The organism is Microbulbifer aggregans (assembly GCF_001750105.1).
In the GTDB taxonomy this organism is placed as follows: Bacteria; Pseudomonadota; Gammaproteobacteria; order Pseudomonadales; family Cellvibrionaceae; genus Microbulbifer; species Microbulbifer aggregans.
Map to the genome: position 1 here is coordinate 662,098 of NZ_CP014143.1, position 20,133 is coordinate 682,230.

The 20,133-nt window shown below is 58.6% G+C and carries 18 protein-coding genes; 9 read left to right on the forward strand and 9 right to left on the reverse strand.

All coding sequences use genetic code 11. The features are described 5' to 3' along the window. Positions 1 to 11: 11 nt before the first annotated feature. The 5 genes from AUP74_RS02840 to AUP74_RS02860 all read right to left on the reverse strand — a co-directional run bounded on the left by AUP74_RS02840 (position 12) and on the right by AUP74_RS02860 (position 4,220). The gene (locus tag AUP74_RS02840; RefSeq protein ID WP_069946230.1) at positions 12 to 734 is read right to left on the reverse strand and encodes an SIMPL domain-containing protein; all 723 of its coding nucleotides are present in this window, start codon (positions 732 to 734) and stop codon (positions 12 to 14) included. Between the two features lie 75 nt (positions 735 to 809). Then, positions 810 to 1,115, reverse strand: coding sequence for a putative signal transducing protein (locus AUP74_RS02845; RefSeq protein WP_069946231.1), 306 nt, complete (start codon positions 1,113 to 1,115; stop codon positions 810 to 812). Positions 1,116 to 1,182: 67 nt separating this feature from the next. After that, a complete protein-coding gene (locus tag AUP74_RS02850) occupies positions 1,183 to 2,691 on the reverse strand; it encodes an aldehyde dehydrogenase (RefSeq protein ID WP_069946232.1) in 1,509 nt (502 codons plus the stop codon). Positions 2,692 to 2,868: 177 nt separating this feature from the next. After that, entirely contained in the window at positions 2,869 to 3,405 is a 537-nt protein-coding gene (locus tag AUP74_RS02855) for an asparaginase (protein ID WP_069946233.1), read from the reverse strand. Positions 3,406 to 3,557: 152 nt separating this feature from the next. Beyond that, positions 3,558 to 4,220, reverse strand: a complete 663-nt coding sequence (locus AUP74_RS02860) for a fumarylacetoacetate hydrolase family protein (protein ID WP_069946234.1) — start codon at positions 4,218 to 4,220, stop codon at positions 3,558 to 3,560. Positions 4,221 to 4,470: 250 nt separating this feature from the next. On the opposite strand from AUP74_RS02860, the gene serA reads away from it, so the two are divergent. Beyond that, positions 4,471 to 5,703 (forward strand): phosphoglycerate dehydrogenase, encoded by a 1,233-nt coding sequence (gene serA / locus AUP74_RS02865; RefSeq protein WP_069946235.1) that lies wholly within the window; start codon positions 4,471 to 4,473, stop codon positions 5,701 to 5,703. A gap of 162 nt (positions 5,704 to 5,865) precedes the next feature. Continuing rightward, a complete protein-coding gene (gene rarD, locus AUP74_RS02870; protein WP_069946236.1) occupies positions 5,866 to 6,774 on the forward strand; it encodes an EamA family transporter RarD in 909 nt (302 codons plus the stop codon). 115 nt (positions 6,775 to 6,889) lie between these two features. Here the strand turns inward: rarD and AUP74_RS02875 are convergent, their stop codons facing one another. The 3 genes from AUP74_RS02875 to AUP74_RS02885 form a co-directional block, all read right to left on the reverse strand. Then, entirely contained in the window at positions 6,890 to 7,885 is a 996-nt protein-coding gene (locus AUP74_RS02875) for an alpha/beta hydrolase (RefSeq protein ID WP_226999875.1), read from the reverse strand. Positions 7,886 to 8,117: 232 nt separating this feature from the next. Further along, on the reverse strand, positions 8,118 to 9,182 hold the full coding sequence (fba, locus tag AUP74_RS02880; RefSeq protein WP_069946238.1) for a class II fructose-bisphosphate aldolase: 1,065 nt from the start codon (positions 9,180 to 9,182) through the stop codon (positions 8,118 to 8,120). Between the two features lie 125 nt (positions 9,183 to 9,307). Further along, positions 9,308 to 10,471: a phosphoglycerate kinase gene (locus AUP74_RS02885; RefSeq protein ID WP_069946239.1), complete on the reverse strand. Its 1,164-nt coding sequence runs from the start codon at positions 10,469 to 10,471 to the stop codon at positions 9,308 to 9,310. 230 nt (positions 10,472 to 10,701) lie between these two features. On the opposite strand from AUP74_RS02885, the gene AUP74_RS02890 reads away from it, so the two are divergent. The 5 genes from AUP74_RS02890 to AUP74_RS02910 all read left to right on the forward strand — a co-directional run bounded on the left by AUP74_RS02890 (position 10,702) and on the right by AUP74_RS02910 (position 16,998). Beyond that, complete coding sequence (locus AUP74_RS02890; protein WP_069946240.1) at positions 10,702 to 11,487, forward strand: alpha/beta hydrolase family protein; 786 nt, start codon at positions 10,702 to 10,704, stop codon at positions 11,485 to 11,487. Next, entirely contained in the window at positions 11,480 to 11,677 is a 198-nt protein-coding gene (locus tag AUP74_RS02895) for a CPXCG motif-containing cysteine-rich protein (protein ID WP_069946241.1), read from the forward strand. Before AUP74_RS02890 ends, AUP74_RS02895 begins: the two co-directional genes overlap by 8 nt. 373 nt (positions 11,678 to 12,050) lie before the next feature. Continuing rightward, entirely contained in the window at positions 12,051 to 13,388 is a 1,338-nt protein-coding gene (gene pbp4b, locus AUP74_RS02900; RefSeq protein ID WP_069948674.1) for a penicillin binding protein PBP4B, read from the forward strand. A gap of 180 nt (positions 13,389 to 13,568) precedes the next feature. Beyond that, positions 13,569 to 13,967, forward strand: coding sequence for a globin (locus AUP74_RS02905; RefSeq protein WP_069946242.1), 399 nt, complete (start codon positions 13,569 to 13,571; stop codon positions 13,965 to 13,967). A gap of 193 nt (positions 13,968 to 14,160) precedes the next feature. Further along, positions 14,161 to 16,998 carry a M16 family metallopeptidase gene (locus tag AUP74_RS02910; RefSeq protein WP_069946243.1) on the forward strand — a complete coding sequence of 946 codons (2,838 nt, stop codon included), beginning with the start codon at positions 14,161 to 14,163 and terminating at the stop codon, positions 16,996 to 16,998. A gap of 289 nt (positions 16,999 to 17,287) precedes the next feature. Here AUP74_RS02910 and AUP74_RS17125 read toward each other — a convergent pair whose 3' ends face one another. Beyond that, positions 17,288 to 17,497 (reverse strand): hypothetical protein, encoded by a 210-nt coding sequence (locus AUP74_RS17125; RefSeq protein ID WP_145924296.1) that lies wholly within the window; start codon positions 17,495 to 17,497, stop codon positions 17,288 to 17,290. 23 nt (positions 17,498 to 17,520) lie between these two features. On the opposite strand from AUP74_RS17125, the gene AUP74_RS02915 reads away from it, so the two are divergent. Continuing rightward, the gene (locus AUP74_RS02915) at positions 17,521 to 19,083 is read left to right on the forward strand and encodes a S8 family serine peptidase (protein WP_069946244.1); all 1,563 of its coding nucleotides are present in this window, start codon (positions 17,521 to 17,523) and stop codon (positions 19,081 to 19,083) included. A gap of 195 nt (positions 19,084 to 19,278) precedes the next feature. Next, positions 19,279 to 20,067 carry a DUF2884 family protein gene (locus AUP74_RS02920; protein WP_158514530.1) on the forward strand — a complete coding sequence of 263 codons (789 nt, stop codon included), beginning with the start codon at positions 19,279 to 19,281 and terminating at the stop codon, positions 20,065 to 20,067. Positions 20,068 to 20,133: the final 66 nt, after the last annotated feature.

Sequence of the window (20,133 nt, forward strand, 5' to 3'; positions counted from 1 at the left end):
TCCTCGCTTCATCAATCTGAAAGGTAATATTCGACCGTCGAGACCACGCGTACTTTCTTGATATGCGGGTTGTTCTTGTCCCGATCGCTGATGCTGAACTGCCCCTGTGAGGCCCGTTTGATCTTCCCCAGCACGCTATCGGAATCCTCGGCGAACTTCTGTGCGACCTGTCGCGCCTCTTTCGTGGCCTGCTCGATCATTTGCGGCTTGAGGTCGTTCAGGCCAGTGAAGATGTACTCGATCTGCCCCTGGTAGTTATTCTGTGAGAAGGCGATGCCCTCTCGACCTAATTGCGCGAGGTCATCCATCACCGACCGGACCCTGTCCACCTGCTGCGAATACACCGTCACCGTCTGCAGGGCCGAATAGCGAAATTCCGGGCGAGCGCCGCCGCCATACTGCTGTGCCAGCCGGTCAGTCACCGCCGGCAGGGAAACCGTGATCTCCTCTGTGGGGATGCCCTGCTCACCGAGAAAGCCCTCGATGCGCTCACTACTGGTGGCAACCTGCCGGTAGAGCTCCTGCAAATCATTGCTGGCCGCCGTAAACTGGATCGGCCAGATTACGATATCTGCCGGGACTTCCCGCTCCGCCAGCCCCTTGACGGTAACCGTCCGCTCGTAGCCCTTGAACCGCTCCACCGCCTCGGTGGCAAACCAGCCCAGGATTGCCAGCCCCAGCAGCATCCCCGTACCGAGGAGCAGGGCAGGCAGAGTGTTCTTGGTCGAGGTCATGAAGATTCTCCCGGGTGATGTTGGCACTATACGTGCGCCGACTTAACCTTTTCTGAACAAACAGGCCGGCGGCAATCAGGCGGCCGGCCGTGGCTCCCCACATTTCCAGCAGTAATCGAAAGCGGCACCGTTAGATTCACCACAGCGGCGGCAGCCCCACTCGGAACCGGACTCCGCATCCTCCCGCAGCAGCTGCATGGCCCGCTCAAAGTCGCGCTCCCGTTCAAGCCAGAGCTCCGGCCAGGCCTGGTGCGGCGCCAGTTCGCCGGTCGCACCCTGCGCATACTCATTCTTGAGAAATACCGAAATGCCGGCCACCTCCAGCTTGCTCCTGGCCAGCTCGACGAGAAGGCGGTTTTCGTGGGTGTAGATAAGCTTCATAAATAAAAAAAGGGCCGCAATGCGGCCCTCAAGATATAAAGAAACAGGATGTCTGGAAAGCTTGATCTCAGCTGATATCAATCCAGGTGGACTTCAGCTCGCAATACTTGTCCAGTGCATGCAGGGACTTGTCGCGGCCGTTGCCGGACTGCTTGAAGCCACCAAACGGTACCGTGATATCGCCACCGAAGTAATTGTTCACCCACACGGAGCCGGCGCGGATGTCGCGGGCCATGCGATGGGCGCGGTTGATGTTGAGGGTCCAGATACCGGCGGCGAGACCGTAGATGGAATCATTGGCGATCTGCAGCGCCTCCTCTTCGCTTTCGAACTCGATGACCGCCAGCACCGGGCCAAAGATTTCTTCCTTGGCGATGGTCATGTCATTGGTCACACCGCGGAATACTGTGGGTTCGTAGTAGTGGCCACCCTCAACCGCGCTGGAAGCGGCACCGCCGCAAACCAGCTGGGCGCCTTCCTCTTTGCCCTTGCCGACGTAGTGCTCGACGGTGTCGAACTGGCTCTTGTCGATCAGTGCCCCCATGACCGTATTCGGGTCCTGCGGATGGCCGGGCTTGAAGCGCTCACTGGCCTTTTTCACCTTCTCGATGAACTCACCGGCGATGGATTTCTCCACCAGCAGACGGGTACCGGCGGTGCAGGTTTCCCCCTGGTTGTAGAACACCGCCAGCGCCGCGGCCTCGGCGGCCTTGTCCAGGTCTGCGTCGGCGAAAACGATGTTGGGGCTCTTGCCACCCAGCTCCAGGAAAGTCCGCTTCAGGTTGGACTGGCCGGAGTACTCGGTCAGGGTCTTGCCCACTTCGGTGGAGCCGGTGAAGGTCAGGCAGTCGATATCCATATGCAGGCCCAGGGCCTTGCCCAGGCTGCTGCCAGGTCCCGGCAATACATTTAGAACACCGTCCGGCAGGCCGGCTTCTTTCGCCAGACCAGCCAGCTTGATGGCTGTCAGTGGCGTATTGGAAGCGGGCTTCAGGATTACACTATTGCCGGTGGCCAGTGCCGGACCCAGCTTCCAGGCGGTAGTGGACAGCGGAAAGTTCCACGGCACGATGGCCGCGACCACCCCCAGGGGCATGCGCTGGATCAGTGCCAGCTCGTTGGGGCCGGTGGGGGCGACTTCGTCGTAGACCTTGTCGATGGCCTCGCCGCTCCAGCGAATGGTGGTCACCGCGCCTGGTACGTCCACGTTCATGGTGTCGCTGATCGGCTTGCCCGCATCCAGGCTTTCCAGCAGAGCGATTTCGTTCTTGTTCTGCTCGATCAGCTCGGCGAAGCGCACCATGATCTTTTTGCGCTCCATCGGCGGCATATGGGACCAGACACCGGACTCGAATGTCTTGCGGGCGACTTTTACCGCCAGCTCTGCATCCTCGGGGCCACAGCTGGCCACCTGGGCCAGTTCGCGGCCATCAGCGGGGCTGCGGGTGGCGCGGGTCTCTCCGGAAAGGGCATCGACGTACTCGCCATTGATGAAGGCGCGGCCTTCGATCTGGAGGGTCTCGGCCATCGCCTGCCACTCCTGCAGGGTCTGGGGGGTCTTATTTTGTTCCGACATGGCGCACCTCAGGAATAAAGTTGAAGGATCATTCGGTTTATACCGAAAATGTGATCACAAATCAAAGACCGCGACATTGTAACGCGCATCAGCTCCCGGCGCGAAGCCGGGAAGGCGCCCGTTTCAACCAGTGCAGGAATCGGTAAGCTTTCTACGGGCCTTCCGGGCCGCAATCGCTCACTCTCCGGCGGGGATCGCCTCGAAGGTACCGGTCTCCCGGTTCTTGCGTGCCCCCGGAATCGCGAAAACCCGGTTGTGAAACGCGATATAGAAGCCCGGCGGCAACAGGCGCGCAGCCAGTAGCGCCTCGGTAACATTCTGGCGGGCATCGGAGTCGATGAAGCCCATGGGCTTCATGGCGCCGGTGAAGACCACCGCTACCGGCGGTGTGCCGAGCGTTTCGAAGCAGAAGTCGGCACTGTTGGACATGGTATCCGTGCCGTGCAGGATCACGATCGGGTCGCCCTTCTCTGCAGTGCGGGCCACCGCATCGGCAATCTGCTGGCGGTCTCCATCGTCCATCTCCAGCGAGTCCTTGTTTAGCACGCTGTCCAGCTCCAGGTGGGTATAGGGCAGGCGCAGGCTGGCAATGAGGCCGTCGCGGATGATAGAGGCACGGTTGCGCAGGGTGCCGTCCTCCTCACAGTAGCTCTTCTCGATCGTACCGCCGGTGGTGAGGATACGGATGGTCTGTTTGGGGTTGGAGTCAGTCATCGCGCCGTTACTCTCTCGCTTCCTTAACCGTGCCTTGTGGGCACCGGGATCTGTCAGATGGGGCCGGAGGGTACTCCAGCCGGCGGCATCATAAGGCGGCAGCCCACAGCTAACAATGGTAGCGCCCCTTGCGCCCGGCCGCGGCAAACGAATCAGGCTACCCGGGTCTCCACCCGCAACCAGTCCTCCTCCAGTTGCAGTATCAGGCGATCACCGTGCAGCAACTCGCCGACACCGGCGGGTGTACCGGTCAAGATCACGTCACCGGGCTCGAGGGTGAAGTAACTGCTGATATAGGCAGTGAGGTCGAGTATCGGTGTCAGCATATGGGCCGTTTTACCCCGCTGGCGTATTTCGTCATTCAGCCACAGGGTAAAAGTGAGGGCATCCCAGTCCGGCAGCCAGTCCAACTTCACGAACGGGGACAGGGGACAGGCACCGTCGAAAGCCTTGGCTTTTTCCCACGGGTGTCCGTCTGTCTTGAGCTTGGACTGCAAGTCGCGCAGGGTCAGATCCAGGGCGAGGCCCAGCCCGGCGATGGCCCCGGGTATATCCGCGGGATTGGCGCTGGTGAGCCGTTCGCCGATGAGCAGCGCCAGCTCTCCCTCAAAGTGGCAGCTACCACGCCCCGCAGGAAGATGGATGGGCTCCGCCATCGGAACGGCTGCGGTGGCCGGCTTGATAAACAGCAGCGGCTCTTCCGGAATCGGGTTGTCCAGTTCTGCGGCATGCGCCGCATAATTACGCCCGACGCACACAATCTTCCCCAACGGCAGGTCGCATTCGCTGCTACAAGTGTATCGATGTCGGTACATGCCACCAGGCTCCCATTAGGATGGACATTTCGTGTAAAGCTTTTACAGCCCCATGTGTTATGATCGCGCCCTCGCCGGACTCCCGGTAAAGCGCTGAGGCTTTTGCCACCAGGCGGTTGCGATCGTCGCCCGAATTGTCTGCGGCGGACACCTCGTCCTGAACTATTCGATGGCGGGTTCACCTGTCAGCGCCGCAGAATCCAGCGCTTTTATTTTTCTCCAAAACTGTTGCCCATAGTAGAGAGTGTTTATGGCTCCGCAAATCTCTTTGCACAAAAACAAGATTCGAATTCTGCTGCTCGAGGGTGTGCACCAGTCCGCAGTCGACCTGCTGACTTCCCGCGGCTACACCAACGTGGAATACCTGAAGACTTCACTGCCGGAAGAGCAACTGATCGAGAAAATTGCCGACGCCCACTTTATCGGCATCCGTTCCCGCACCCAGCTGACGCGCAAAGTGCTGGAAAACGCCCCCAAACTGATTGCTATCGGCTGCTTCTGTATCGGCACCAACCAGGTGGACCTGGAAGCGGCAACCGATCTCGGCATCGCGGTCTTCAACGCCCCCTACTCCAACACCCGCAGCGTGGCCGAACTGATCATCGCCGAGACTATTCTGATGTTGCGCGGCATTCCCGAGAAGAATGCGGTCTGCCACCGCGGTGGCTGGCTGAAATCCGCCACCGGTTCCTACGAGGCACGGGGCAAGACCCTGGGCATCATCGGCTACGGCGCCATCGGCTCCCAGCTTTCAGTCATGGCTGAAGCCATCGGTATGCGGGTGGTCTTCTATGACGTGGTCACCAAGCTGCCGTTGGGCAACGCCACCCAGATCCACGAGCTCGATGAACTGCTGGCGCAGTCGGATGTGGTCAGCCTGCACGTGCCGGAACTGCCCTCCACCAAAATGATGATCGGCGCAGAGCAGATCGGAAAGATGAAGCCCGGCGCCATCCTGCTGAACGCTTCTCGCGGCACTGTGGTGGAGATCGATGCACTGGCGGAAGCCCTGAAGAGCGGTCATCTGGCCGGCGCCGCAATCGACGTATTCCCGGTGGAGCCCCGCGGCAATGAAGACGAGTTCCAGTCCCCGCTGCGCGGGATCGACAACGCACTGCTGACGCCACACATCGGCGGCTCCACCATGGAAGCCCAGGAAAACATCGGTGTGGAAGTGGCCGAAAAGCTGGCAACCTACTCCGACAACGGCACCACCACCAGCTCGGTGAACTTCCCCGAGGTGGCACTGCCCGGACATGCTGGTGTCCACCGCCTGCTGCACATCCACAAGAACGTGCCCGGCGTGCTCGGGGCCATCAACCAGGTATTCTCGGAAAACGACATCAACATCTCCGCGCAGTTCCTGCAGACGAACGAGACTCTCGGTTACGTCGTGATCGACGTCGATGCCGAGTACTCCGATCTGGCGCTGGAAAAGCTGAAGAACATCCCCGGCACCCTCCGCTGCCGCGTTCTCTTCTGATTTTCTTCCCTGCCGGCCCCGGCCAGTGCGCCGGGGCCAGTCCTGATGGCACTGACCCGGCCCGCTTTTGCGGGTAGAATCCGCCGCGGCGCCGGCCCGCGCGATCCGCGGCCGCCCCCTCACCAATCACCCAGACCTACGGCCACAAGCCGCGAGTGACCCGTGCCCCATAAAGATTCCGCTGCCGCCGGCCTTTTCGCCGGAATTACCGCTTTCCTCATTTGGGGATTGGCGCCGCTCTATTTCAAATTGCTGGAGGGCATTTCCGCGCCGGAGATTCTCGCCCACCGCAGCATCTGGTCGCTGGCACTGGCGCTGATCATCCTGGTGATGATCGGCAAGCTGCCAGACTTCCTGGCCACCCTGCGCGACCGCAAACGCATGACCACGCTGGCGCTCTCCACCCTGCTGATCGGCAGTAACTGGCTGGTGTTCATCTGGGCCATTACCAATGCGCACCTGCTTGATGCCAGCCTGGGCTATTACATCAACCCGCTGATCAACATACTGCTGGGCGTGCTGTTTCTGGGCGAGAGACTGCGGCCATTGCAGTGGCTGGCGGTGGCCCTGGCAGTGATCGGTATCGGTCACGAGCTGTGGCAGTTCGGGGAGTTGCCTGTAGTAGCGCTGTTCCTGGCGCTGTCGTTCGGCTTCTATGGTCTGGTGCGCAAGCGCGCACCGGTGGAGAGCCTGACCGGGCTCGCCATCGAAACCCTGTACATGCTGCCGATTGCGCTGCTGTACCTGCTCTGGAGTGACAGCCCCACCAGCAACCTGGCCGATAACAGCCTGGAGCTGAACGGCTTGCTGGTACTCGCGGGCCCGGTGACGCTGCTGCCGCTACTGCTGTTCAATATCGCCGCACGCCGCCTGAACCTTTCCACCGTGGGCTTCCTGCAATATCTGGCCCCCACCCTGATGCTGCTGCTGGCCACGCTCGCATTTGGTGAGCCGTTCAATAAAGCGAAGCTGGTGACATTTGCCTTCGTATGGCTCGGCCTCGCGCTCTACACCACTGATGCGCTGGTACGGCGGCGCAGGGAGCGGGCACTGCGCCGGGCAGGTGTCTGAACGCCCCCGAGTCGGGGCAGGCGTTGATCCCACTGGTGAGAGCCGTGGGTTGAGGGGTTGATGAGGGATCACAGCCAAAGCCGCAAGCAGGCAGGATTATTTTCTGGTCAGGGCACTAGCCCATCAACCAGTCATCCAGTGCCTGCAGAATCTGGTGGCGGTAGGGCTGTGTCTCATTAATCATCTGGTGGCGCGCGCCGCGGATAATGATCCGCTTGCTGTTTGGGAACCGATCACGGATCGCACGCATGTTGTAGCGCCAGGAGACGGTCTCGTCATCGGTGCCCTGCAAGACCAGAATGCGCTTGTCGTTGCGGGCAGTTTTCGGGAAAGCGTGTAACCAGTCCACCATAGCTCCGAGCCAGCGCATCGACATCACGTGTGACTGCAACGGATCACGGTGCGCCTGGCGGCGGGCAAACTCGGCATCGTGGGTGTTGATATTGAAGCCGCGGTTAGGTGCAACCATAAAGAAGCGGCCCAGATAGAACATCCATTTGCGCAGATGCCAGCGGGCCGGCCGTATCAACGGTGCCAACAAAAACACTTTCTCGAACGGCTGCCAATCGCTGTACTGCAGGTAGGCCAGCACCGCTGCACCGCCGGTACTCTGCCCCATGACGTGCCACGGGCCCGGCAGCTTGTCTTTGGCGATCTGCAGCAGGCTCGCCAGTACCTGGCGGTATTGCAGAAAGGTATCGATGGCCACCTGTTCGCCACTGGAAAGGCCGTGGCCGGGGAAATCAAAGATCACCACATTCAGGTTCCGCTCCAAACCGAAGCGGATGGCCGCACCGTAGATCCCTGTGTGGTCAAAGTAACCGTGACAGATAAACAGCGTTCCCCGCGGCTCTTTTACCAGCCAGTACTGGGAGACGAGCTCAAAGCCCGCTGCCATGAAAGTGCCCACTCCGGTCTTTTCCGCCAGCGGGAAATGCAGCTTGTAGTAATTGCGGTAATCCTGCATTTCAGGCAACAGCGGCTGCTCGCCACTGAAATCGAGAGCGGGCAACTGATCGCGCAACGCAGTAAAATCCGGTCGTTTGAGGACCGGGCTGTGCTCGAGAGTGGAGAGTTCGCGCATCAGTTCCATGCGCCAATGGTACTGCATTTTGCGCCAGGGGGTTGCAACAGCGCTTCGCTTGCCGCGCGATTCAGGCCAGCGACCAGCTGGCAGGCAATACGGGTCTAAGACAGTTACACAGAAATGTCGTCGAGACTGGCCGGATATTGGCTCATCCGGTGATGAAACCCGAGGAAAGGGTGGGAATTGAGGGCGAACTACCACCGGCGCCCTGCTGGGCACCGGTGGTACAGACAGCGTTAAACGCTATCAGCGGGCCTTATTTGACCTGCGGATCCAGCTCACCGGTCTCGTAGCGCTGGTACATATCGTCCAGGCTGACGGCGCGAATCTTGCTGGCATTGCCGGCGGTACCGAACGCCTCGTAGCGGGCCACACAGATATCCTTCATTGCGGTCATTGCCGCCTTGTAGAATTTGCGCGGATCGAACTCGGAGGGGTTCTCGGCCAGGAAGCGTCGGGTGGCGCCAGTGGAGGCCAGACGGAGATCGGTGTCGATATTCACCTTGCGCACACCGTACTTGATGCCCTCACAGATCTGCTCGACCGGGACGCCATACGTTTCGGGAATTTCACCACCAAATTCGTTGATGACTGCCAGCCACTCCTGCGGGACAGAAGAGGAACCGTGCATCACCAGGTGGGTATCCGGGATTCTTGCGTGGATTTCCTTGATGCGATCCATGGCGAGGATATCGCCCGTCGGCGGACGGGTAAACTTGTAGGCACCGTGGCTGGTACCGCAGGCGATGGCCAGGGCATCCACCTTGGTCTTGGCCACGAAGTCCGCCGCCTCTTCCGGATCGGTCAGCAACTGGTCGTGGGACAGCTTGCCCTCGGCGCCGACGCCATCCTCTTCTCCGGCCATGCCGGTTTCCAGTGATCCGAGACAACCCAGCTCGCCCTCGACGGAAACGCCACAGGCATGGGCCATCTCCACCGCGCGACGGGTAACGTCCACGTTGTACTCGTAGGAAGCGGGGGTCTTGCCGTCTTCCTGCAGGGAACCGTCCATCATCACAGAGCTGAAACCCAGCTGGATGGAGCGCTGGCACACCGCCGGGCTGGTACCGTGATCCTGATGCATCACCACCGGGATTTCCGGGAACTCCTCGATCGCGGCGAGGATCAGGTGACGCAGGAAGGGCGCACCCGCGTACTTCCGGGCACCGGCTGAAGCCTGAACGATCACCGGAGAGTCAGTCTGCTTCGCGGCCTCCATGATCGCGCGCATCTGCTCCAGGTTATTGACGTTGAATGCGGGGACCCCGTAGCCGTGTTCGGCGGCGTGATCCAGCAGTTGGCGCAAGCTGATGAGTGCCATGAAAAATACCTTTCTCGTCTAATCGTGAATTCTGTTTTGCTTTTTGATTCGTCACCCCGGTCGAGCCGGGGTTCAGGGGCCTTGTCAGCGGGTTCCGGCCTGAACCGGCATGCCGACAGAGAGCATCAGTCGTCGGCGCGGGATTCCAGAACCGCGACCGCCGGCAGCGTCTTGCCCTCCACGTACTCCAGGAAAGCGCCACCACCGGTGGAAATATAGGAGACCTGGTCGGCAATGCCGTACTTGTCGACCGCGGCCAGGGTGTCACCACCGCCCGCAATAGAAAAAGCGTCACTCTCGGCGATCGCTTTGGACAGGCGCTCGGTGCCGCCGCCAAACTGGTCGAATTCGAATACGCCCACCGGGCCATTCCAGATAATGGTCTTGGCCTCGCTCAGGATCGCCGCCAGCTGCTCGGAGGACTGCGGACCGATATCAAAGATCATGTCGTCACTGGTGACTTCATCCGCGGACTTGGTCTCAGCGGCAGCGGTTTCACTGAACTCCTTGCCAGTCACCACATCCACCGGCAGGGGAATATCACACTTCTCCATCAGCGCCTTGGCGGTATCCACCAGGTCGTGCTCGCACAGGGATTTACCCACCGGCTTGCCGCTGGCGGCGAGGAATGTATTGGCGATACCGCCGCCAACAATCAGCTGGTCCACTTTGTCAGCCAGGGTTTCCAGCACTGTCAGCTTGGTGGAAACCTTCGAGCCGCCGACGATGGCAACCATCGGTCGCGCGGGCTCGGCCAGCGCTTTTTCAAGCGCATCCAGTTCAGCGGCCAGTAGCGGTCCGGCACAGGCCACCGGGGCAAATTTGGCCACGCCATGGGTGGACGCCTGGGCCCGATGGGCGGTACCGAAGGCGTCCATTACAAAGATGTCACACAGTGCAGCGTAGGCGCGGGCCAGCTGCTCGTCGTCCTTCTTCTCACCCTCATTGAAGCGAACATTCTCCAACAGGGCGACAGAACCGTTTTCCATTTCCACGCCGTCACGCCAGTCCTTGATCAGGGGCACGTCGCAACCGAGCAGCTGGCTCAGGTGCCTGGCGACCGGTGCCAGGGAGAACTCCTCAGCGTATTCACCCTCGGTGGGGCGTCCCAGATGTGACATCAGCAAAACACGGGCACCGGCCTCGACGGCCTTCTGGATAGTGGGCAGGGCAGCACGGATTCGCGCGTCGGAGGTTACCGCGCCATCCTTCACCGGTACGTTCAAGTCCTCGCGGATCAACAGGCGCTTGCCCGCGAGATCCAGATCAGTCATCTGCTTGACTGCCATCACCAGTCCCCTTTGCTTAATTGGTAAACGGATAAAAGAGGGCGCGGATTATAACAACAGGGAGCGCCCGCGCCGACCGGGAATTTAACTGATAGCGTTGTCAAATACGACAACAAAACCTGCAAACAAGATTGTTTCGACCACCCAGCACACCTACCATGTTTTTGTAATTTCACTACACCTCCTTTTCTGTAATTTCACTACAAAAAAGCGGCGGGAGAGATATTTGGATGGGCAATCGCAGCAAAGTTTACTTTTCAAATAAGAACGGAAAAACGCTGGCCGGCATTCTGGAACTCCCTGAAGCACAGCCACGCGCTTATGCCCTGTTTGCGCCCTGCTTCACCTGTGGCAAAGATGTGCTCGCGGCATCGCGCATCAGCCGACAACTTGCAGGGCAGGGCTTTGCCGTACTGCGCTTCGATTTCACCGGCCTGGGAGACAGCGAAGGGGATTTTTCAGATACCAACTTCTCGACCAATGTGGCCGACCTCCTGAGTGCCGCTGACTTCCTGAAGCAACAACATCATCCGGTTGACCTATTGATCGGACACAGTCTCGGCGGCGCGGCGGTACTCGCGGCAGCGAGCCAGATTCCGGAGGCAAGGGCGATTGTCACCATCGCGGCGCCCGCCGATCCGGATCACGTGATCAAGCAGTTCGCATGCTCAGTGGACACGATTGCCGAAGAGGGCGCTGCGGAAGTGAACCTTGCGGGGCGCCCGTTTGTAATCAAGCAACATTTTATCGAAGACCTGGATCAGCATGAGATGGGCTATATTCGCGATCTGGATCGCCCGCTTTTGATCTATCACTCACCGCTGGATGAGACCGTATCCATCGAGGAAGCTGCCGAAATCTACAATCGGGCCATGCATCCCAAAAGCTTCATCAGCCTCGACAGCGCCGATCACCTCCTGACCAATGGTGAGGATGCCGTTTTCGTAGCGGATACGCTGGCCGCCTGGGCCGGGCGCTACCTGACACCAAAGAAAAGCGGGAAAAGTGATGCTTAGCCTGGAGGAACATCAGGGAACCTGCCCCTACTGCGGCGAACCCATCACTGTCCTACTGGACCTCTCCCAGGGCACACACAGCTACGTGGAGGATTGCCAGGTCTGCTGTCGGCCGATCAGCATTTCCGTGACTGAGGAGGAGGATGGCTCCTTGTCCGTTTCCCTGCACGATGAAAACAGCACTTTTTGAATAGTTACGATCAGTAGAGGCACGTTGCGTCTCTAGCCATTGCGACCCGCAACCCTTGACGGCACACCTTCACCAATAGATTATTCCCACGGAAAGCAATCAAAGAAATATTTTATTTCGCACCGTGACCAGTAAATAAACAACAAACCGTCGGTGAGTGAAGCTGCAAGGTGCGAGAGAAGGTGCGAGAAAGTGCCGGGGAAACTGTATGCGTATTGGGATCAAGACTGCGGCCATTGTGAAAGCCAGTGTCATTCGGCTTATCCAAGATGCCCCTGTAAGCGAGAGTGGCGGGCAGATATCCTCTGACGCCAATTACAGGTCCGGTCACCCCCGATATCCCGTCAGCCTCTTCAGTATTGCATCTCCGCAAATGCTGCTCGCGGCCGCGCTCCTGGTTTTGCCCCTTGTCTCGACCGCTCCGGCTGTCGCTGCTACGGAAAGTGAACGCTGTGAATATCCGAGGCTGCGTGTGGCGGATAGCCCGGAGTCCGTCGGCTTCTCTAGTGCCGGACTGGCGAGAGTCGATGAGCTGATCGAGCGCGACGTGGCTGCCGGCTTCCCGGGGGCGGCGCTACTCATCATCAAAGATGGCCGTATTGTCAAAAACTCCCAGTACGGGTTCCGACAGAAGTTTTCGGAAAACAAAGCACTCAAGCCGTTCAAGCCCGTCGAGAACAGCACCCTGTTTGACCTTGCATCAAACACCAAGATGTATGCCACCAACTTTGCCCTGCAAAAATTGGTCAGCGAGGGCCAGCTGGACCTGCAGGCGCCGATCCGCGAATACCTGCCCGAATTCACTGACCAACAAGGCGATCAAATTCCCGGAAAGAACAGTCTGCGAGTGATCGATCTGCTGCATCATTCTGCAGGCTTTTCCCCAGACCCCCAATACCATAATCCGCGAGTGGCAAAAGCCCTCTTTTCGCAAGACAGGGAAAAGACTCTCGGCTTCATACCCCGGTCGCCGCTCAGCCACCAACCGGGAACCAAAACTGCTTACAGCGATACGGACTATATGCTGCTCGGTCTGTTGATCGAGCGCATTACAGGGGAGCAGCTGGATCACTACGTAGAACAACAGATCTACGCGCCGCTCGGGCTCGAGCGCACCAAGTTCAATCCACTGCGCAAAGGATTCACTCCTGACCAGTTCGCCGCAACCGAACTGATGGGCAATACCCGAGACGGAGCGATCGATTTTCCCAATATCCGCCGACAAACGCTTTTGGGCGAGGTGCACGACGAGAAAGCCTTTTATTCAATGGATGGTGTCTCTGGACATGCTGGGCTGTTCTCCACCACCAGCGACCTGGCCATATTACTTCAGGTCATGCTCAATGGTGGCGGCTATGGCAATACCTGCGTGTTTAGCCGTGAGGTCATCCAGCGCTTCACCAGCCCGTCTCCCCTGAATCCGACGTTCGGCCTCGGCTGGAGAAAGAATGCCAACGAGGAAATGCAGTGGATGTTTGGAGAACTGGCCAGCGCAGCGGCCTACGGCCACACAGGCTGGACCGGCACATTGACGATCATTGATCCCGCTTCCAATCTCGGCATTGTATTGCTCACCAACAAGAAGCACTCACCACTGGTCGACACCGGTAAAGGGGCTTATCGATTCCTCGGTGATCTCTTTGCTACCGGCCGCTACGGCCCAGTTGCAACCAGCGTCTATGAAGCGCTACTGCCGTCGGAGCCCCGCTGAGAAGAGTAAAAGCAAACATGTAATAGCCAGAGCTTTCATGCCCCATCACTGGGTATCCGACGCCTGTGCCAGGGCAGCAAATCCTACCGAGATTACCTCTTTCCGATTACTAGCGCGGCCGATAAAATCCGCGCTCTCCTGCCACATCATTCCCATCAACCGTTATCGGAGTACCTCCTGATGGAACAGGCCGCCAGTGATATCGTTTTCCAAAGCTACGGGCGCTGCTGTAATAATGAGCAGTTTTTTGTCGACTTCTACGATCGCTTCATGGGCAGTTCTGCAGAAATTCGCACACTGTTTGCGGAAACAGATATGACGCAGCAGCGCCACCTGCTTCGCAACGGCATTATGCAGCTGGTACTGCACGCACGAGGCATGCCGGACACCAAGCTGCGCGCCCTGGGTGAGAGCCACTCACGTAAGGGATATGGAATTCAGCCTCAGTGGTACAGCCTCTGGCTGCAGTCATTAATTGATACGATCCGCGAACACGACCCGCAATTTGATCCGCAAATTGAATCCAGCTGGCGCGAGGCAATTGGCCCCGGCATAGAACTGATTCGCAACGCCTACTGACGCACACCCGCTGCATCTGTCACAAATGAATGACCGGCATGCTCCGGTCATTTGCCTCTCTCAAGCACGCCCTGTATAAAGTTCGTGCACCGTTGATTGTTCCGCATCGCTGATTGTCCGGCAGGCATTGACCTGCCCGCCGCCCTCCGTGCGGACAATCCGGCTCCGAAAACTTCAAGAATAAGGAAATCCCATGAAAACCGTACGTCCGTTCTGGATTCCGGCGGTATTGGCGCTAGCGCTATCTGGCTGCGGGGAACCACCGCAACCAGGCAGCAACTCCGGGCAGGCTTCCGCCGACACGAAGTCACCGCTCGCCACCAGCCAGACTGCCATCACTCCCCTGAAGATCCCCTACGAAAAATTCACCCTCGACAACGGCCTGCGTGTCATCGTGCACGAAGATCGCAAGGCACCGATCGTTTCTGTGGGTATCTGGTATCACGTGGGCTCCAAGGACGAAAAGCCCGGGCGCACCGGTTTTGCGCACCTGTTCGAACATCTGATGTTCAATGGCTCGGAAAACTATAACGACGAGTTTTTCAAGCCATTTGAAGCCGCCGGCGCAACCGGGATGAACGGCACTACCTGGCTCGATCGCACCAATTACTTCGAAACAGTGCCCAGCAATGCGCTGGATATGGCACTGTGGATGGAATCTGATCGGATGGGCCACCTGCTTGGTGCCGTCACCCAGGAAAAGCTCGATGAGCAGCGCGGCGTGGTTCAGAACGAAAAGCGCCAGGGTCAGAACCAGCCTTACGGGAAAGTCTGGGAACAGATGCAGAAGGCAATTTTCCCCGAAGGTCACCCGTACTCCTGGACCACGATCGGCTCCATGGAGGACCTGAACGCGGCTTCACTCGAGGACGTCCATAACTGGTTCAAGCAGTATTATGGCGCAGCCAATACCGTACTGGTCCTTGCCGGTGATATCGATTTGGAGACTGCGAAAGAAAAGGCCAATAAATATTTCGGTGATATCCCCGCCGGGCCACCACTGATCAAGAAGGAAGCCTGGATCGCCAAGCGCGATGAATCCAAGCGCGAAAAAATGTTCGACCGAGTGGCTCAGTCACGTATCTACAAAGTGTGGAATGCGCCTTACATGGGTCATGAGGACAGTAATGCGCTCTCCCTGGCTGCAGCCGTGCTCGGCTCCGGTAAGAACTCCCGCCTGTATGAGCGCCTGGTCTACAAGGACCAGATCGCTACCAGCGTCGAAACGGCACTCTATGAGTTTGAGCTCGCCTCTGTTTTACAGGTCATTGCCGATGCCAAGACCGGCGTTGAACTGGCCACAGTAGAAGCAGCGATCGAAGAAGAGCTCGCGCGCTTTATGGAGGAAGGCCCGACCGAAGAAGAACTGGCCCGGGTCATCATGAGCGAGTACGCCGAGAGCGCCCGCAATCTGGAGCAGGTTGGCGGCTGGAGCGGCAAGGGTGTGATTCTGGCCCGTGGTGAGCTGTACCACGGGGACCCCAACGCCCTGCTGGTAGATATCGACGAGAAACAGCAGCTTTCCCCAGAGCAAGTGCGCACCGCAGCCAAGGAGTGGCTGGCAAGTGGCGACTACAACCTCGAAGTCCGTCCGTTCCCCGAGTACAAGGTGGCCAGCGCGGGCGCAGACCGATCAGAATTGCCCGACACTGGCGAATTCCCGAGTGTGCCATTCCCGCAACTGCAGACCACCGAGCTCTCCAACGGTCTGAAGGTCGTGCTGGCCGAGCGGCATGCTGTACCGATGGTCAACATGCACTTGATGTTTGACGCTGGCTACGCGGCAGACCTGGGACAAACCCTCGGCACCGCTGGTTACACCATGTCGATGCTGAAGGAAGGGACCAGTAATTTCACTGCGCTTGAACTCGATGCCCGCCAGGAAATGCTCGGTGCGCGTATCTATGCCAATACTCAGATCGATGTCTCCAACGTGGGCCTCGAGGCGCTGACCAGCACCCTCGATGAATCCGTTGCACTGTTCGCCGATGTGGTGATTCGCCCCACCTTCGCTGAGGAAGAGATCGAGCGCAAACGCACTCGCTGGCTGGCGATGATCGATCAGGAAAAAACCCGGCCAGTGCAAATGGCATTGCGCACGCTGCCGCCACTGCTCTACGGTGAGGATCACGCTTACGGGGTGCCGCTTACCGGCAGTGGCACCAAGGAATCGATCAACGCCCTGACCAGAGAGGATCTGGTCCGGCACCACCAGACATGGATTCGTCCAGACAACGCGACCATGGTCGTCGCGGGTGATATCACCATGGATGCTCTGACCGAAAAACTGGAACAGCATTTCGCAGACTGGCGTGCGCCGGAAGCACCAATGCCGCAAAAGAACCTGGCTCAGGTTCCGCTGCCGGCAGAGGCTCGCGTGTTCCTGATCGATAAGCCGGACTCGGAGCAGTCCATCATCATTGGCGGCCTGCTGGATTCTTCGGACAGGACCACTGACAGCGAAGCTCTGGATATGATGAACGATATCCTCGGCGGTACTTTTACCTCGCGTATCAATATGAACCTGCGCGAAGATAAGAGCTGGGCTTATGGCGCCTTCTCCTTCCTCATCGATACCAAGGGCCAGCAGCCATTCCTTGTCTATGCGCCGGTGCAAACAGACAAAACCAGTGAGTCTATAAAGGAACTGCAAAAGGAGCTGCGTGGTTACATCGGTACAGCGCCCGCTGAGATGGCCGAGCTGCAAAAGGTCAAGGACAAGCGTGTCAATGAATTGCCGGGGCGCTTCGAGACCATCAACGCGATCCTCGGTGCAACCCGGGAGATGGTGAAATACGAGCGTCCGCTGGATTACATGGATGGCTATGCCGACCTGATCCGTAACGCTGACCTGGATACCATCCACAGCCTCGCTCGCGAGACTATCAAGCCCGATCAGTTCACCTGGGTGATTGTCGGTGATAAGCGCAAGATCGCCGATGGCATCCGCGACCTGGATATCGCGCCGATCGTCGAAATCGACGCAGATGGCAATCTGGTGGAAGAAGCGGATATCGCCAGCGGTCAGTGAGTCTCTTTTCACTTCACTAACATGCTGCCGGCCCTGGGCCGGCAGCTCTCCCCCCAAATCCCCACTCTACTTTTTCTTTAATGCTCGCCGCTGCTAGTTGTCTTTTTTCTGGCTAGCTCTTTCACGGCCTGACTGGCACGCCAATTCCAAGTACCAATTGCCACGTGACAATTTCGTATAAACAGCCTTGCAGCTTAAATGGAAAAAATTTTTCGGAGAGGACAAAAAGGAAGTAATGACAGGTACCAGTGTACCAATCAATAATTGGAGATCTACAAGGTAAACGAACCTAGCCCCCAAGCCCGCAAAGCTTAACGCGCCAACTTTGCAACAATATTTCCAGATTGCCAATCGCTTCACAGGCCGCTAATTTTTTCAGTACTATCTGGAAAAACAGTGCTAATTTCAGTTTTCCTCCACCAGAGGTCTGCGCTTTCAAAACCGACTTACCTGCGGGCATGAGGGTGCTGTTGGTGTGGTCAACAATAAATCTAGACAAGGCCCACTCCGGAGCTAATTTCTATGAGCAAGCTTTTCTCCGTGTTCACTGCCAGTGCACTCGCAATGGCAGTATCTGCCCAGACATCCGCCGCGGCAGATGAACGCTATATCGTTAAATTCCAGAATGGCAAAGGCGCAGCTGTAAAGTCACAGCTACAAAAGGCCGGCGGTCGCTCAGCGCTGTCGCTGGACAAGCACAATGCCGTTGCCGCCTACTTGCCAGAGCGTGCCCTGCGCGCCATGCAGAATAATCCCAATGTGGAGTACGTAGAGAAAGACGCCAAGCGTTATCTCATGGCGCAGGAAGTGCCCTTTGGCATTCCTATGGTTCAAGCAGACCAGGTCAGCGATATGGCTACGGGCAATCGCACCGTCTGCATCATCGACTCCGGTTACGACCTCGGCCATGAAGACCTGTCCGGCAATGCCGTGACTGGCTCCAATGACGGCGGCACCGGCAACTGGTACGAAGACCAGAACGGACACGGCACCCATGTGGCCGGTACCATCGCCGCCATCAATAACAGCGTCGGCGTCGTCGGCGTGATGCCCAGCGCCAATGTGAACCTGCATATCGTCAAGGTGTTCAATGCCGATGGCTGGGGCTACTCCTCTTCCCTGGTAGCCGCTGCCGACACCTGTGCCGCCAACGGTGCTGACGTGATCAATATGAGTCTCGGTGGCTCTTTCAAGTCCCGTACCGAAGACCAGGCCTTCGCCAGCCTGCTGAGCCAGGGTGTGCTGTCTATTGCAGCCGCCGGTAACGATGGCAATACCCGCCACTCCTACCCGGCTTCCTACGATTCCGTCATGTCCATCGCGGCTGTCGATAGCAACAAGATGATTGCCGACTTCTCCCAGCAGACCGATCAGGTCGAGCTGGCAGGTCCCGGCGTGGATGTGCTCTCCAGTGTGCCGACCGGTAGCGCTACTGTGAGCTCGGTGTCAGTCGGAGGCAGTGCGGTAGATTCTTCCGGGATGGAAGGGAGTCCCCTGGATTCCGCGTCCGGCGCTCTGGTGGATTGCGGTCTGGGTGAATCCGCCTGTACCGACGCTGCCGGCGAGATCTGCCTGATCTCCCGCGGCAACATCAGCTTTGCCGACAAGGTGCTGGCCTGTGAGGCCGGCGGTGGTATTGGCGCCATCATCTACAACAATGAGCCTGGCATGCTGTACGGCACTCTGGGCGAAGTAGCCACCAGTATCCCGTCTGTCGGCATCTCCGATACGGACGGTGCGGCGCTGATGGGCCAGCTGGGCACCTCCGCTACCGTTACCGTTGAGCCGGGTGACTACGCCTACTTTAACGGCACCTCCATGGCGACTCCGCATGTGGCCGGCGTAGCGGCTCTGGTATGGAGCCACTTCGAGAGCTGCTCTGCCAGCGACATCCGCGCGGCCATGAATGCCACCGCGGAAGACCTGGGCGCAGCCGGTCGTGACAACGCCTACGGCTACGGTCTGGTCCAGGCGAAGGCCGCCTTTGACTACCTGACAGCCAATGGTTGTGGTGGCGGCACCGGCGGTGGTGACACCGGCGGTGGCGGCAATGGCGGTGGCAAAGGGGGCGGTAAGCCCAAGTAACAGCCACTCACTATTGATCGCATAAGGGGCCTCCGGGCCCCTTTTTCATTGCTGACATTGGTCTGTCGTTCCTGCTACCTCACCCCTCGTCGTGCCCGTACACCTGCCTGTCGAAAAAAGTTTTCAGTCCGTGCATCCATTCGGCATCCTCAACGCATCCTACCCATAACTGAGATGAAAACTGGATTACCCGACATGTGGAAACCCCTGTTGATCGCTGTTGCTCTCGGCTTCAGCGGCGCGGCAAGCGCCGATAACCTGCAGTTCGGCAGTGACGATAATGAAAACTGCAATATCGATATCCGGCACAATGTTCGCCTTGGGCCGGCGTTTATCGATGTGCGCGAGAAAGCCGGCGCTCCTGAATCCCTGTTCCATTACGAAGTGCCCGGCACCTTGCTTGTAGAAGGTGAGGCGGTTTCCCTGAACGAGGAACAGCAGGCCCTGATGGCCCGCTACTACGGCCAGATGCACGAGGCCAGCCGCAACCTGAGCTTGGTTTCCCTGCTGGCAGTGGATGTCGCCCTGCACGGTGTCAGCATTGCGCTGACCACCCTCGCCGGGCTGGATCACCCCGATGCCCAGGAACTTCGGCTGACCATGGCAGAGGTCGAAAGGCGTGCCTACCAGCGCTTCAGTGAACAGGACGGCGTGTACACCCTCGGTACCGAGGGTATAGAGGAGTTTGTCGAAGAGACGATCGGCAAGGACCTGGAACCGCGCCTGGAACAGATCGCCATGGACTCTGCCGGCACCATCGCCTGGAATGCTCTGAAAGCTGCATTCACCGGTGGCCGCAGTATCGAGCGCCAGGCTGAGCAGGCCGCCGAGGCAGCAGAAGGCGCCATCGAAGAAAAGGCCGAGGCGCTGGAAGCGATGACAGACAGCCTCTGCCGCCAGCTGGAAGCCATCGACCAGACCGAATCAGAAGTCCATGCCGCCATTCCCCAACTGGCTGCCTACGACCTGATCAATCTCGAGTGAACTTTTTAGACCATCATATAGACCATCGGATCTTGACCCCCACTCGGCCGCCCTGTGCGGCCTTTT

Bases quoted from the DNA above. Each gene is read 5' to 3' on its own strand.
- AUP74_RS02840 (WP_069946230.1), bottom strand. From the start codon at position 734: ATGACCTCGACCAAGAACACTCTGCCTGCCCTGCTCCTCGGTACGGGG.
- AUP74_RS02845 (WP_069946231.1), bottom strand. From the start codon at position 1,115: ATGAAGCTTATCTACACCCACGAAAACCGCCTTCTCGTCGAGCTGGCC.
- AUP74_RS02850 (WP_069946232.1), bottom strand. From the start codon at position 2,691: ATGTCGGAACAAAATAAGACCCCCCAGACCCTGCAGGAGTGGCAGGCG.
- AUP74_RS02855 (WP_069946233.1), bottom strand. From the start codon at position 3,405: ATGACTGACTCCAACCCCAAACAGACCATCCGTATCCTCACCACCGGC.
- AUP74_RS02860 (WP_069946234.1), bottom strand. From the start codon at position 4,220: ATGTACCGACATCGATACACTTGTAGCAGCGAATGCGACCTGCCGTTG.
- serA (WP_069946235.1), top strand. From the start codon at position 4,471: ATGGCTCCGCAAATCTCTTTGCACAAAAACAAGATTCGAATTCTGCTG.
- AUP74_RS02875 (WP_226999875.1), bottom strand. From the start codon at position 7,885: ATGCAGTACCATTGGCGCATGGAACTGATGCGCGAACTCTCCACTCTC.
- fba (WP_069946238.1), bottom strand. From the start codon at position 9,182: ATGGCACTCATCAGCTTGCGCCAACTGCTGGATCACGCCGCCGAACAC.
- AUP74_RS02885 (WP_069946239.1), bottom strand. From the start codon at position 10,471: ATGGCAGTCAAGCAGATGACTGATCTGGATCTCGCGGGCAAGCGCCTG.
- AUP74_RS02890 (WP_069946240.1), top strand. From the start codon at position 10,702: ATGGGCAATCGCAGCAAAGTTTACTTTTCAAATAAGAACGGAAAAACG.
- AUP74_RS02895 (WP_069946241.1), top strand. From the start codon at position 11,480: ATGCTTAGCCTGGAGGAACATCAGGGAACCTGCCCCTACTGCGGCGAA.
- pbp4b (WP_069948674.1), top strand. From the start codon at position 12,051: ATGCTGCTCGCGGCCGCGCTCCTGGTTTTGCCCCTTGTCTCGACCGCT.
- AUP74_RS02905 (WP_069946242.1), top strand. From the start codon at position 13,569: ATGGAACAGGCCGCCAGTGATATCGTTTTCCAAAGCTACGGGCGCTGC.
- AUP74_RS02910 (WP_069946243.1), top strand. From the start codon at position 14,161: ATGAAAACCGTACGTCCGTTCTGGATTCCGGCGGTATTGGCGCTAGCG.
- AUP74_RS02915 (WP_069946244.1), top strand. From the start codon at position 17,521: ATGAGCAAGCTTTTCTCCGTGTTCACTGCCAGTGCACTCGCAATGGCA.
- AUP74_RS02920 (WP_158514530.1), top strand. From the start codon at position 19,279: ATGTGGAAACCCCTGTTGATCGCTGTTGCTCTCGGCTTCAGCGGCGCG.